14 protein-coding genes are annotated in these 14,413 nt (G+C 41.9%); 4 read left to right on the top strand and 10 right to left on the bottom strand.

Annotation, left to right across the window (positions count from 1 at the left end):
- Window positions 1–143: 143 nt before the first annotated feature.
- The 6 genes from EXT48_RS07060 to EXT48_RS07035 form a co-directional block, all read right to left on the bottom strand.
- On the bottom strand, window positions 144–968 hold the full coding sequence (locus EXT48_RS07060) for a LytTR family DNA-binding domain-containing protein (protein WP_130164018.1): 825 nt from the start codon (window positions 966–968) through the stop codon (window positions 144–146).
- Window positions 968–2,038, bottom strand: coding sequence for a sensor histidine kinase (locus EXT48_RS07055; RefSeq protein ID WP_017217305.1), 1,071 nt, complete (start codon window positions 2,036–2,038; stop codon window positions 968–970). Before EXT48_RS07055 ends, EXT48_RS07060 begins: the two co-directional genes overlap by 1 nt.
- Window positions 2,039–2,210: 172 nt before the next feature.
- On the bottom strand, window positions 2,211–3,767 hold the full coding sequence (locus EXT48_RS07050; RefSeq protein WP_010376980.1) for a SulP family inorganic anion transporter: 1,557 nt from the start codon (window positions 3,765–3,767) through the stop codon (window positions 2,211–2,213).
- A 204-nt stretch (window positions 3,768–3,971) separates the two neighbouring features.
- Entirely contained in the window at window positions 3,972–4,430 is a 459-nt protein-coding gene (locus EXT48_RS07045; RefSeq protein WP_010376979.1) for an Lrp/AsnC family transcriptional regulator, read from the bottom strand.
- 111 nt (window positions 4,431–4,541) lie between these two features.
- Window positions 4,542–5,183 carry an MBL fold metallo-hydrolase gene (locus EXT48_RS07040; protein ID WP_130164017.1) on the bottom strand — a complete coding sequence of 214 codons (642 nt, stop codon included), beginning with the start codon at window positions 5,181–5,183 and terminating at the stop codon, window positions 4,542–4,544.
- Between the two features lie 2 nt (window positions 5,184–5,185).
- A complete protein-coding gene (locus EXT48_RS07035; RefSeq protein WP_193521827.1) occupies window positions 5,186–6,973 on the bottom strand; it encodes a M14 family metallopeptidase in 1,788 nt (595 codons plus the stop codon).
- 126 nt (window positions 6,974–7,099) lie between these two features.
- Between EXT48_RS07035 and EXT48_RS07030 the strand changes: the two genes are divergently transcribed.
- Window positions 7,100–7,933 carry an SDR family oxidoreductase gene (locus tag EXT48_RS07030; RefSeq protein WP_130164015.1) on the top strand — a complete coding sequence of 278 codons (834 nt, stop codon included), beginning with the start codon at window positions 7,100–7,102 and terminating at the stop codon, window positions 7,931–7,933.
- A 95-nt stretch (window positions 7,934–8,028) separates the two neighbouring features.
- Here the strand turns inward: EXT48_RS07030 and rplT are convergent, their stop codons facing one another.
- The 4 genes from rplT to thrS all read right to left on the bottom strand — a co-directional run bounded on the left by rplT (window position 8,029) and on the right by thrS (window position 11,316).
- Entirely contained in the window at window positions 8,029–8,388 is a 360-nt protein-coding gene (rplT, locus tag EXT48_RS07025; RefSeq protein WP_010376973.1) for a 50S ribosomal protein L20, read from the bottom strand.
- A 15-nt stretch (window positions 8,389–8,403) separates the two neighbouring features.
- A complete protein-coding gene (gene rpmI / locus EXT48_RS07020; protein WP_010604868.1) occupies window positions 8,404–8,604 on the bottom strand; it encodes a 50S ribosomal protein L35 in 201 nt (66 codons plus the stop codon).
- 181 nt (window positions 8,605–8,785) lie between these two features.
- Window positions 8,786–9,349, bottom strand: a complete 564-nt coding sequence (gene infC / locus EXT48_RS07015) for a translation initiation factor IF-3 (RefSeq protein WP_017217300.1) — start codon at window positions 9,347–9,349, stop codon at window positions 8,786–8,788.
- A 56-nt stretch (window positions 9,350–9,405) separates the two neighbouring features.
- Window positions 9,406–11,316, bottom strand: a complete 1,911-nt coding sequence (thrS, locus tag EXT48_RS07010) for a threonine--tRNA ligase (protein ID WP_045988197.1) — start codon at window positions 11,314–11,316, stop codon at window positions 9,406–9,408.
- A gap of 229 nt (window positions 11,317–11,545) precedes the next feature.
- Between thrS and EXT48_RS07005 the strand changes: the two genes are divergently transcribed.
- The 3 genes from EXT48_RS07005 to EXT48_RS06995 all read left to right on the top strand — a co-directional run bounded on the left by EXT48_RS07005 (window position 11,546) and on the right by EXT48_RS06995 (window position 14,385).
- Window positions 11,546–12,538, top strand: coding sequence for an endonuclease/exonuclease/phosphatase family protein (locus EXT48_RS07005; RefSeq protein ID WP_010604870.1), 993 nt, complete (start codon window positions 11,546–11,548; stop codon window positions 12,536–12,538).
- A gap of 34 nt (window positions 12,539–12,572) precedes the next feature.
- Window positions 12,573–13,019: a DUF3010 family protein gene (locus tag EXT48_RS07000; RefSeq protein ID WP_010604871.1), complete on the top strand. Its 447-nt coding sequence runs from the start codon at window positions 12,573–12,575 to the stop codon at window positions 13,017–13,019.
- Between the two features lie 178 nt (window positions 13,020–13,197).
- A complete protein-coding gene (locus tag EXT48_RS06995) occupies window positions 13,198–14,385 on the top strand; it encodes a hypothetical protein (RefSeq protein ID WP_130164014.1) in 1,188 nt (395 codons plus the stop codon).
- Window positions 14,386–14,413: the final 28 nt, after the last annotated feature.

The raw sequence follows: 14,413 nt of genomic DNA, 5'->3' as shown, positions 1-14,413 counted from the left end.
AGCGTTGAACTAGGTAGCATTGCTGCCTAGTTCATCTTTCCTTAGAATACTCTAAAGTGTACAAGCACATAAAATACACTACGTCACCGTAGGCTAAACACGGTGCAAATCACTTTAGCTCGCGATTATATTAGCTTGCTATATTAGCTTGCGAGTGCGGCCTTTACTTTGTCACGGTAACTACGGCTGACTTTAAGCTCTTGACCATTCTCAAGCACCAATAAATATTCACCACTGCTTTGTGTGACCAGTTTACTGATCTGTTTAGTATTTACGATAGCAGAGCGATGTACACGCACGAATAACGTTGGATCCAACTCTTGCTCTAGATCTTTCATTGTTTTACGTAAAATATGGGTCTGACCATCGCTACAGTGTAAGCACATATAGTCACCGGCTGCATCAATCCACTGAATTGACGATGTAGATACTCGAATGATTTCCCCTTGCTCTTTTACCGCGAGCGATTCCGGGAATTTTTTATCTTCAATTGTATCTCCTGTTGCAAGTTTTTTGAGGATTTCTTCACAGTTATTACCAGTGATCCCTGCAACAAAGCTGGCTAGCTTTTTCTTATGCGCATTGTCTTGTTGTGTTTTTAAATAGCTTTGCACTTTCTCCACCGCCTGTTTTAATCTGTTGTCATCAACGGGTTTTAAGATGTAATCCAGCGCATGGATCTCAAATGCCTTTACAGCATATTGATCGAACGCAGTTACAAATACGATAGCAGGCAATGGTTTAACACTTTCACTTAACGCTCTCGCTACTTCAAAACCGTTCATGTTCGGCATTTGAATATCGAGAAAGACCAGATCTATGTCCTCAGATTTGCATAGATCGATTGCTTGTTGACCACTGCCACACAATTCTACAACTTCGATTTCAGAAAAATCTCTTAACCTTACCGCTAACCCTTTTCTCGCTAGCGGCTCGTCATCTACGATTAGTGTTCTAATTTTGTTCATTACTTCTTCGCCCTTTCATATGGAACGCGAATGTTTACCTTCAAACCAGTTGGCTCATTATCCGAGAGCACAAATGAATAGTTGTTTTCGTACAAGGTTTTTAAACGGTCTTTGGTATTCGCTAAACCCACTCCCTGTGCACTTTTCAGTTGCCCATCTTCCAGTTCCGCGCCAGGACCATTGTCTCCTACTTCCAAGAGTAGTTCATTAGCAAACACCTGCGCTTTTATTTCAATTTTGCCGCCATGCTCCATATGGGCAATTGCGTATTTAATGCTATTTTCAATGAGTGGTTGTAGGATCAAGCTTGGTACTAGTGCCTGTTCCGCTTCTTCTGTCACATCAAGCTCAATAGATAAGCGCTCATCAAAGCGCACCTTCTCAATTTCTAAGTACAGCTTTAACGCATGTAGTTCTTGCTCAAGCGGTACCTTTTTTATTGGATCTGTGTTCAATGTATGGCGCAAGAAATCACTGAGCCTTGAGACCATTTGATTCGCATCTTTGTTTTCTTCAACCAATATAAGCGTTGAAATTGCATTAAGCGTATTGAATAGAAAATGCGGATTCAATTGATATCTCAGCATTTTCAATTGCGCTTCATGGGCCATAGTATTGGCTTTCAAAGCTTTTTGACGCTCACTCTGTAGCAACTGGTAATACTTAATACCAAAGTACAGCCCACTCCAACAGAGTATGATATAGACAGAGTCTAGTCCCTGCTGTAAGTAATAAAACCACTCATCCGGCCGATATCCGTGGCGATATATTTCCCAATGATTAAACTTCTGAACGACCGCCCATAGTGTTCCAGTTACATATGACGCCGTAAACACAACGAATATCAGCACCAACGGTGTTGCATTCCAAATTTTACGATAGAGGTATCGTAGCGGTACGGTCATCAAGCAACCTGCATAAGCATTTAATGCGATGACAAACACATAAATATCACGCATTTCAAAGACTTTTGAGCCAATATAGTTAACTAGCGCGTAGCCCAGCCAACCGGCTATTTGTAATACCCAGAAAAATCTCTGCCTGTTATCAACCAGTGATTGCCACTTCAAAATGATTATACCTCTTCTATCTTAACTGGATTATATCTCAGCATGTCGTCTCTATTCACTGCTGGTGGTCTCAGTTTTTACACACCTTGCCGCAAATAAAAAAGGCACCTTAGTGCCTTTTTTTGAAATAAATTAACCAGTTAATTTATTTCATCTATTCAAACTGTCGCTATTAAGCAAGCTTGTCAGATGCCACTTTATAAGTAGGATCTGCTTGGCCGTCTAGCTCAACGAGATCTTTAGCTTTACTTAGCAATACTTTACAGTCTTGGCTTAAGTGGCGAAGATGCAGCGTTTTACCAGCCTTTTTATAACGTTCAGCTAACGCATCTATCGCTTCGATTGCACTGTGGTCAGCAACACGACTATGTTTAAATTCAACAATGATATCATCAGGGTCATTGTTAACATCAAACAGCTCAGCAAAGTTTTTCACCGACCCAAAAAACAGAGGTCCGTGTAATTCATATACCTTGGAGCCTTGCTCATCAATATAATTATTGGTGTAAATATGTTTCGCATGCTCCCACGCGAATACGAGTGCCGAAACAATGACACCAACGCAAACTGCGATGGCCAAATCTGTAATCACTGTAACCCCCGACACCAAGACGATTACAAATGCATCTGATTTAGGGATCTTTCTTATTAATCTAAAACTTGACCATTCAAAAGTCCCTAATACCACCATAAACATTACACCAACTAACGCCGCAAGCGGGATCATCTCGATAAGGCTTGCCGCAAACAGAATAAATACAAGTAGTAATAATGCAGCTGTGATACCTGACAAACGGCTACGTCCACCAGAATTAATATTGATCATTGATTGTCCAATCATCGCACAGCCACCCATTGCACCAAACACACCACAAGTAACGTTAGCCGCACCTTGACCGATACATTCGCGGTTACTGTGACCACGTGTTTCGGTGATTTCGTCGATTAACGTGAGCGTTAGTAGAGATTCAATCAAACCAATCGCTGCTAGGATAAGTGCGTATGGGAAGATGATTTTAAATGTTTCAAATGTCCATGGTACTTCAGGGATATGGAAAGCAGGAAAACCGCCGGCTATCGTTGCATCTACATTACCTGACATATCTTTCAGATAATCAAGCACATTACGAGCATCTAAATCTAAACCAATAACAATTCCGGTTACCACTAAAATCGCCGCTAGACTCGAAGGCACAGCGGTTGTTAGCTTTGGTAAAAAGTGAATAATGGCCATAGTCAATGCTACCAAGCCAGCCATAATATATAGCGCCTCACCTTGCATCCACGTAAGATTACCCTGTTCGTCAAGTACTTTGAATTGTCCAAGCTGGGCGAGGAAGATAACGATAGCTAAGCCATTTACAAAGCCTAGCATTACAGGATGCGGTACCATACGTATAAACTTGCCGAGCTTAAATATACCCGCGAGTATTTGTAAGAGGCCCATGAGTAATACGGTTGCAAAGAGATATTCTACGCCATGCTCAACAACAAGGCTCACCATTACCACGGCAAGAGCCCCTGTTGCACCCGAGATCATACCCGGCCTACCACCAAAGATTGAAGTCACAAGACCGACAATAAATGCTGCATATAAACCGACTAATGGGTCTACTTGTGCAACAAAAGCGAAAGCCACAGCCTCAGGCACAAGTGCCAAAGCGACCGTAAGCCCAGACAGTACATCGTTTTTAGCAGAGCTAGGCGCTTTGCTGATAAGATTAAACATCAATATCCTCTGGTGTGAATTGACTATGAACACAAAGGCGGCGGATTTTAGCAAAAAGCAGCGCCTTTAACAAATAAGATACAAGCTTGTATCGCAAACTCGTTTGCAATACATAGCTCAATAAAGCGGTTTATATTGTAGTATAGAACAATGGTGAAAAGATGACGGGAAGCCCTACCCAACGAAGCAGGGCAACAAATTGTATTAAAGTGGTAAGGAAGTGCTGCGCTTAACGCAAGTCATTGTAACGTTTGAATGTACTTCTTGGACGAATTCTAAATTAAGTAAGTTATCACGAACAAATTGCTCATAGCCTTCAATGCCTTTCGAAATGATACGCAGCATAAAGTCCATGGTGCCTGCCATAGAATAGCACTCTGTCACTTCGTCATAACTTAAGATCAATTTTTCAAACTCGGCAAGGTTATTGCGGCCATGGTTTGAAAGCCTAACATGCGCATAAACTAACATATCAAATCCGAGTTTCTTCTCATCCAGCAATGCAACTTTGCCTTTGATGTAACCGTCTTGCTCTAATTTAGCGATGCGACGCCAACAAGGTGACTGAGATAGTCCCACTTTATCAGCGATTTCAGCGGTAGAAAGACTTGCGTCTTGCTGTAACAATGCCAGTATCTGGCGATCTACTTGGTTCAATGACATATCTATTCTAGTTTAGTTAGCACATCAGTCTATTAACCGATGCTGATTGTTATTCCCTGAAGCATAGCAAATTAAAAAATGCATACCACTACTATGCCACTTCCACTATATTTAACCAAATCGGCCACTCATAAAAGGATTTGTCACCTTTTCGAAGCCAATTGAGGTATTTTCACCATGACCCGAATGCACCACGACCTCATCAGGCAAAGTAAACAGCTTATCTTGTATAGACTGTTTTAGCTGGGCTGCATCGCCTTTTGGAAAGTCAGTACGACCAACAGACCCTTTAAACAACACATCTCCTACTAAAACCTGTTTTGAGTTTGGTTCATAAAATACCACGTGCCCTGGAGTATGCCCTGGACAATGTCTGACTTCGAGAGCTAAGTTTCCCACCTTAACCTTATCACCATCATTTAACCACTTTGATGGTAAAAAAGCAGCATGATTAGGAAAACCAAACATTTGTGATTGCATTGGCAAGGCTTCCAACCAAAATTGGTCACCCTGATGAGGCCCAATAATCTCGATATTAAAATGTTCACTTAATTCTGTACTTGCCCCCACATGATCAAGGTGCGCATGGGTAAGCAAGATCATGCTTGGCACTAACCCCAGAGTGTCCAACTGCGCGATAACTTTTTCCGCTTCACCACCTGGGTCTACAATTGCAGTGGCTTGTGTTTCTGGACACACGATAACACGACAATTTTGTATAAACGGGGTAACTGGAATTGTGAACACTTGCATGGTTAGTTTGCTCCAAACGACATCAAAACAGGATATTTAAGATACGCATTATCATAAAACGGAGTTCTTGCATAAAGCCACTCCATCCTCGCTTTTGGATCGTTTGCAAATTGCTTGTCTTCACGTATTTTTTTATCGAAGGCTAGCGCCATTGCTGGATTTTGTTTTAGCATTTTTCGCGCAAAAGGTTCAAGTGCATAATTTTCAACATATTCTGTACGTTGGAAAATAGTATTGAACTCCCCCCAAGCAAAAAATGAGTCAGGCGCCTCTGGATGTAGTAAGTGAGTCACCAACTCTCCAGATTTTTGTGCCGTTGACACTTTATACCACCCACTGAGATCGACCTTGTCTGAGAGTTCCTCAATGTCGAAAGTCGCATTCACTCTAAAGCGCCCTTCAAAAGGAGCAGTATCGAACTTGTAGTCTTTTACTGTAGCTTGGCTTACTTTTTCCACTACCGTTCCATCTGGTAGTGTAGAAACGGTTATTCCATGCAACTTTAATTTTTCGATCACTTCAGGGTATGCTGGTGGAATGTAAAACTGCTCAGGTACATTCACCGTTGTTTTTACTTCCTTCTGCCAATAAATTGGCAGCTTCTCATAGTCTTGCGGCTCGCCTAAATACTTAGCTTCCAAATGACCAGACAATGCACTTTCAAACTGCTTGTATTTGATGCCTTTAAATTGAATGTAGTCCGGCTCTTTCGCATAGCTGCGTTCGACAACCAATTGTTTCGGTGTGAATTCAGCCTCTTTTTGAACCGCTTCTCGTAATGCCTGAATATTGCTTGAAAGGCCACTGATAACGCCATCCATAAACACATAAGTGCCTAACACGCGCTGCTTATAGGGCTTCAATGAGTGATTCTCTACCAGTATGGTCGGCAGTCCTTTTAAATCTCCCCAACCATTTGAAAATCGTGGTGTTGCCACCCAACCAGCCAACCCTTTTTTAAAGTCTCGCTTATCCATCACAAATACAAGTGGACCTGGAATATGCCCTTGAGCGGCAAGCGCTGCATTAATTTGTGGCGAAATCTGATTTTCTAACACCTCAGCTATTGCAGGTGACTCACTTGCAAAAGTTGGGTTAAAACCATAAGTGACATCGTATTGGTAGTCTGCGCCATCCGTTACATGAACATCGATGTACAGATCCGGATTATATTCATTAATCACCTGCATGACCGCCTTAACTCCTGGCGTATCCAATTTAGTGTAATCACGATTCAGATTTAAGTTATTGGCATTGGTTCTAAAGCCCATAACAGTCGGGCCGCGTTGATTTATACGGTTAAACTCGCTGCGCCTTTCATGCCCATCGACGTTGAGAATAGGGATAAAGAGTAAATTCACTTTCGTCAAAATATCACGGCGCTTACCGGTTGCAACATCGCGAAGCAACATAAACATTGCATCTTTGCCGTCAATTTCTCCGGCATGAATACCAGCTTGTACTAAAATGGTTGGCTTACCATTATTAATAACATTTGACTTGTCACCGCCCTGCTCCGTTGCAACAATCATTTTAATCGCACGATTACTATTGCTAAACCCAATCGTCTCTAGCTTAAATTGGGTCGGATTGGCAGCCACTAGGCGGTCAACGAATGCCATCGTGTCTGCATAATCAGGAGAGTTTATCGCACCGCTTAGTTCAAAATCAGTCGTTAATGGGCCCTGTTGTTGTAATAGTTGTTCACTTTTGCCCTGCCACTCTATCAAAGGTGGTAAATGACCGTTCATACCTAGCATTGCAGTAAGCATAATAATGCTGGAATTCATCATATTTCTCTATTCCTCTGCTTTTATCTGCCAATTATATCAATATTTTAGATATCGGCTTACAATGTGCGGTGATTCAACAAAAATTTGCAGTTAATCGCAGATAACCATAACTTTAGGGATCAAATGAGCGTACAAAAATCAATTTTAATCACAGGTTGTTCTAGCGGGATTGGTTATTACTGCGCTGTGCAATTGTCAAAAACAGGATATCAAGTTATTGCTTCGGTTAGAAATGCAAAAGACTTGAATAAATTTGAAGGCACAGACATTCAATGTATTTTGCTCGACTTAGCGTGCGAGCAAAGTATAAATGATGGCTTTAACCAAGCTTTGACAATCGCAGATGGTCAGTTAGACGCGTTATTCAATAACGGTGCCTACGGCCAACCTGGTGCGGTAGAAGACTTGCCTACAGAGGTGTTGCGGCAACAATTTGAAGTTAACTTTTTTGGCTGGCATACGCTCACCTGTCTCGCAGTTGAGCAAATGCGTAAGCAAGGCGCAGGCCGCATTATTCATAACTCATCCGTACTTGGATTAGTCGCTCTGCCATATCGTGGCGCTTATAACGCGAGCAAATTTGCACTTGAAGGACTTACCGACACCCTACGTATGGAGCTTTCAGGTAGCAATATTCAAGTTAGCCTAATAGAGCCAGGTCCAATCGTGTCTAAATTTAGAGAGAACGCGAAACACGCCTTTTTAGCGAATATCGATCACGAAAATAGTGTACATCACAATGCATATCAGGCGCAGCTTAACCGCTTAGGCTCAGAAGAAGCACCACAAAAATTTACCTTAGGACCAGAAGCTGTTTATAAAGCGTTGCAACACGCACTGAGTGCGAAGACTGCAAAGCCGAGATATTACGTTACGTTTCCAACCTATTTGATGGGATACTTAAAACGAATATTGAGCAGTAAGATGCTGGATAAAATCTTAATAAAAAACCGCTAACGCTTGCGTTGATAACGAGTATAAAACTAAAAAAGGAGCCTAAGGCTCCTTTTCAATACCAGGTTTAGTCCTAAGACTAATTCTAGTTCCGCTTATTAAGCAGCTAGACCATCTTTTGCTTTAGCAACTAGTGCTGCGAAAGCTACTTGGTCGTATACTGCGATATCAGCTAGGATCTTACGATCGATTTCAATCGATGACTTTTTAAGGCCATTGATGAAACGGCTGTAAGAAAGACCATTTTGACGTGCAGCTGCGTTGATACGAGCAATCCATAGTTGACGGAAAGTACGTTTCTTAGCACGACGGTCACGGTAAGCATATTGACCAGCTTTAGTTACCGCTTGGAAAGCTACGCGGTAAACGCGTGAACGCGCTCCATAGTAACCTTTAGCTTGCTTTAATACTTTTTTGTGACGTGCACGTGCAACTACGCCGCGTTTAACTCTTGCCATTTCTGATATCCTCTATTAAGCGAATGGTAACATACGATCGATTAGGCCTAGGTCATTCTTATGAACCATAGACTTAGCACGAAGGTGTAATTTACGCTTTGAAGATTTCTTAGTCAGAATGTGACGAAGATGCGACTGTTTACGCTTGTAACCGCCAGAAGCAGTCTTTTTGAAGCGCTTAGCAGCACCTCTGTGTGATTTTAGCTTATAAGCCATTTGCAATAACTCCGAATGATATTGCTTTAACACAATGTAAGTAGGCGGAGATAAACTCACTTGTAGGCCTAGCTTACTACCTAAAACCGGTGAAGGATCAATACCTTACTTTAAAACCGGATAACGCAGGTGGCGTTAGCACTTGAGACCTGCGTTAAATTCGATGCGTATTATGCCGAGATTAAGACTTTTTAGCAATAGGCGCCATCATCATTATCATCTGACGACCTTCTACTTTTTTCGGGAAAGACTCAACTGATGCGATATCTTCCAATTCAGTCTTGATACGTTCTAGTAGATCAATACCAATCTCTTGGTGCGCCATTTCACGACCACGGAAGCGAATTGTGACTTTAGCTTTGTCGCCACCCTCAAGAAACTTGCGAAGGCTACGTAGCTTGACTTGGTAATCACCAACATCTGTACCAGGACGGAATTTAACTTCCTTAACCTGAATTTGCTTTTGCTTTTTCTTTTGTTCTTTTTGGATTTTTGCTTTTTCAAAAAGGAACTTACCGTAGTCCATCACTTTACAAACCGGTGGCTCAGCATTTGGACTGATCTCAACTAGATCTAGACCTGCTTCGTCCGCCATGTTTTGTGCGTCTCTTGTTGAGACAATGCCAGCTTGCTCGCCTTCAGCGTCAATTAAGCGAACCTCTTTCGCTGTAATCTCTTCGTTAATACGATTTTTCTGAGCGTTATTTTGCCCTTTTTTGCCGCCTCTAATGGTACGTTCCTCCAAAAAATTCAAAAGTAAATGCGTGCACCAGAAAAAGTAAAGTACACGCAAGTTTATATTTATAGTCGATTTTTAATCTCTTCGCTAACTTTAACGATGAAATCATCAATCGATAATTTACCTAAATCTTCACCAGTACGGGTTCTTACTGCAACTTCTTGTTGCTCGACTTCTTTGTCACCCACCACGAGTAAATAAGGTATACGTTTTAAAGTATGCTCGCGGATTTTAAAACCAATCTTCTCATTTCTCAAGTCGGCACAAGCTCTTATTCCAAGTTTATTCAACTTTTGTACAACTTCGTGGACATAATCCGCTTGTTTATCCGTGATATTCATGATCACAACTTGTTTCGGCGCAAGCCAAGTTGGGAACTGACCAGCATATTCTTCAGTTAGGATGCCAATAAAGCGCTCTAGTGATCCCAGAATTGCGCGGTGGATCATAACTGGTGTTTTACGCTCGTTACTTTCCGCAACATAAGTTGCACCTAAACGACCTGGTAGTGCGAAGTCTAATTGCACTGTACCACACTGCCACGCACGCTCTAAACAATCATACAGCGTGAATTCGATCTTAGGACCATAAAACGCCCCTTCACCCGGCAGATATTCAAACTCGATGTTGTTAACTTTTAACGCTTCAGCCAATGCAGCTTCCGCTTTGTCCCACATTTCGTCTTCACCAATGCGCTTTTCTGGACGAGTCGAAAGTTTTACAACAATCTTTTCAAAGCCAAATGTCGAGTAAGTGTCATATACCATTTTGATACAGGCAGATACTTCATCCATGATTTGCTCTTCTGTACAGAAGATATGTGCATCATCTTGAGTAAAGCCACGAACGCGCATCAAGCCATGTAGTGCGCCTGATGGTTCATTACGGTGACAACAACCAAACTCAGCCATACGTAATGGTAAATCACGGTATGACTTTAGACCTTGGTTAAAGATCTGCACGTGACCTGGGCAGTTCATCGGCTTAATAGCATACTCACGTTTCTCTGACTCAGTCGTGAACATCGCATCTGAGTACTTGTCCCAGTGACCTGATTTTTCCCACAAGCCACGGTCCATCATCAACGGACCTTTTACTTCTTCGTACTGATATTCGCGTAGTTTTTCACGAACAAAATCTTCAAGCTCACGATAGATGCTCCAGCCATCATTATGCCAGAATACCATGCCTGGCGCTTCTTCTTGCCAATGCCACAAGTCGAGTGCTTTACCAATTTTACGGTGATCACGCTTTTCAGCTTCTTCTAAACGCTTAAGATACGCCTTTAGCTGCTTTTTGTCAGCCCAAGCTGTACCGTAAATACGCTGTAACATCTTGTTTTCTGAGTTGCCGCGCCAGTATGCGCCCGCCACTTTCATAATCTTGAAGTGGTGACAAAACTTCATATTTGGTACGTGCGGACCACGACACATATCAACATATTCTTCGTGGTGATATAAACCTGGGCGGTCATCTTTCGAGATATTCTCGTCTAGGATTTCCATCTTATAGGTTTCACCGCGTGCTGCAAATGCATCGCGCGCTTCTTGCCAGCTCACCTTTTTCTTTACTACGTCGTAGTCGGTTTTTGCCAACTCCAACATGCGTTTTTCAATCGCTTCAAGGTCTTCTTGAGTAAGCGAATGCTCTAGGTCAACATCGTAATAGAAACCGTTGTCGATGGTAGGACCAATCGCCATCTTAGCTTCTGGGAACAATTGTTTTACAGCGTGGCCAATCAAGTGCGCACACGAGTGACGAATAATCTCAAGACCGTCGTCGTCTTTTGCGGTGATGATTTCAAGCGCTGAGTCATTTTCGATGAGGTCACAAGCATCAACACGAACGCCATTTACACGGCCAGCAATCGTTGCTTTCGCAAGGCCAGGACCGATGTCTTGAGCGACTTCTAGAGTAGTGACAGGGTTTTCAAAAATACGCTGACTGCCGTCAGGGAGAGTAATAACTGGCATGATAAATCCTATTTACAGTGGTGACACCTACAATGCATCACATGTATTTAATTAATTTTAAAGTGTGCCTATCAACGCTTTTACGAATAAGCATTGTCTTGCGCGAATTATCGCGGCTCATCCGAGGACTTTCGAATAAGAATCACTATTCTCGCGTGTTACTTGGCTAAGTGCAAGCCTAGAGCTAAAATTAATCTATTAATTTACAAAAACTATTTTGGGATTATTCGTGGCCAAAAAGCGTTATCGGTTTGCAACCTTTAATCTACTAAATTTTGCAGCGCCGCCTTATTCTTTTTATCAACTTCATGAGCACTATAATGAAACACAGTGGCAAACCAAAACTCAGTTTATCACGGGACTCATTCAGCATATAAACCCCGATGTCATTGTGTTTCAAGAAGTCTTTTCACCTGATAGCTTACAGATGCTGTGCGAAGACTTAGGTCTTGTTCACTTTGCCACAGTCGATGCGCCAAGTCCTGATCACGTCTACCCATCGGTACTGTTTAAACCGGTAGTCGCTATCGCATCAAAACTACCATTTAAATCTTTTGCGCCGTTAGAGCCCTGCCCCGAATTACTCGAATACCTTAATAATCAACATCAGTTTAAATTCAATCGCACCCCGATAAAATGTAAGTTCGACATTCCAGGCTTTGGGTTACTCGCGTGTTATGCCGTGCACTTTAAGTCTCAACGCGTGCATTCAATGGCCCACATGCTGGGAGATTCCAATCAAGATGACCCGCTACTTACATTGCTTCACGAAACCGTCGGTACGATGCAGTCGCAGATATCACGTTCACTCGAAGCTTCCATCATTTATTACGATGCATTAAAAACACAAAGGGAGAAACAAGCTGCAACATTGGTGATGGGCGACTTCAATGATGCATTAGACAGCCCGGCATTATCTTTTATGACGCAGGCCTTTCCACCCGTCCTTGCTAGTAATGGCTTTGATAGTGTCGGGTTGTTTGACAGTTTTCTTTACGCCGACAACAACCACAAAGAAAAACCAGCCAGTCATTACTATCAAGGTGAAGGTAACGTACTTGATTACATTCTTTGTTCAAAAGAGTTCAATCCCAACCGAGAAACGCCTAGGGTGAAGTCGTTACATTACTACAGTTACGATGCTCACCTTGATCCGAAGCGTATGGACGAAGATATTTGCTATTCTGACCATGCAGCGATAGCAATAGAAATAACACTGTGAGATAATTCAATTTTTGCATAATCTGGACACGAAAATGAGAACACTTGGGGTTGAAATTTCAGGCAGCGAAGCTCTGCTTTGTATGCTAACGAAAGAAGATGATGTTTTTGATATTAGAGACATTCGTCAGCGCCGCTTTACGTTAAGTAACCAAGGGACAGAACTTGATGAAATGCGCAAGTTCCAATTCGACTTTGCAAAACTAGTAGAAGATTACGGCGTAGATTCTATCGCCATTCGTCAGCGCCCACACAAAGGTAAATTCGCAGGTAGTGCGGCTGGTTTTAAAATGGAAGCTGCAATCCAGTTAATTTCAGGCGTGGACGTGCAGTTACTTTCTGGCACTGAAGTTAAAGAGCAATTAAAAAGAAACCCAATTCCTGTTGACTATGAAGACACTGGGTTGAAAAAGTTTCAAGAGCAAGCTTTCATCAATGCCTATGTTTATATTCTTCGTAAAACATACGGCAAAGAAGAATAATCATATCAAGGGCCAGCAGTTACTTAGCTACTGGCCTTTTTATTTGCTTCCACACTTCTCTCCCCTGTAAATAATCCAAATATAAAATACTTGTAAAAAATTTGCTTTTATTTGATTCAGCCCTCCGCGCTTTTATGCTATTAATATAACCGTAATAAACCGCAAGGAGTGGATTTAGGTGTTACCTCAACAATATGGAAAAGCCGTTATTTTTTGCGCATGTTCGCTGATATCTGTAACAGCATTAGCAAATTCAAGCGCTAACCCTGCTTCTTTAATCTTTGGTGTTAACTCAGATAAACGTGTGTTTGAAAACACACGGTCACTCGAAAGCCAAATTCCAGTCAAAGGGCATTTAGATAGCAGCTCAGCAAACATTCAATATGCAGCAACCTATCATTCTATCGTCGGCAATTATTTTGAAGCAGAAAAACTCACCTCTGGGGTGATCAATCCAGATATGTTGCTAAACGATTATCGGCTAGTTCCTGCGCTAGAAATCATAGAGCAAAAGGCAACTGAAACGCATATTACTATGGTAAACGAAGCGTATCATAATGCTAAACACCGAGCCCTAACGATTGCCCTATTGAAGCCTTTATATGAACAAGGCTATCGCTATCTTGCATTAGAAGCACTCACCCCGCAGGTAAGCGTTGAGCAGCAAATAAATAAACATGGCTTTACAACATACGAACATGGGATCTACACCATGGAAGCGACTTACGCTAGCTTGATATTTGAAGCCAAATCACTTGGCTACGAGATTATTAGTTACGATCACGACTCACAACAAGGTAGAGCCAAAGCCGCGGCTGAACACTTAAAAGAAAAAGTATTTGATAACAATCGTGATGCAAAATTACTCGTTCACCTCGGATTTTCTCAACTAGATGAGCAAAACCAACTGGCGAGTGAACTCAAACAAACATTGACAATTAATCCACTCACAGTTGATCAGGTTCGCTTATCTGAGGTTCAATCAGTGAGTGGCAATACTCCTTTGCTGCTCGCACGAGTAGCAAGCCAATCTCAGCACTACTCTTCAGATCCGCAACGATTTGATCTTTCTGTAACTTGGCCCAAAACCACGAAAATCAATAATAGGCCAAGCTGGCTTTCCTCAACGTTTGATCTACAAAAACAGTCTCTCGGTGTATGTAAAAAAGTGTTTCCATGCTATTTAGAGCTGTCATTTTTTGTCGATGAAGGTAATAAACTCGTCCCAATCGACAAAATTACAGTAGAAAAACCACATGATCAGGTGTATTTAAAACACTATTCTACGCCACTGACTTTGAGTAGCTATGATGCTGTCACTGGTGAGCTCATTACACAAAAACTACTCAACCAAAAACAACTATAATCATTAGTGCAAATTGAGCACCAATCTG

It is taken from the genome of Pseudoalteromonas sp. CO348, assembly GCF_004208845.1.
GTDB lineage: Bacteria > Pseudomonadota > Gammaproteobacteria > Enterobacterales > Alteromonadaceae > Pseudoalteromonas > Pseudoalteromonas maricaloris.
The sequence above is the reverse complement of the archived record's forward strand: the minus strand, read 5'-3'. Positions and strand labels throughout refer to the sequence as shown.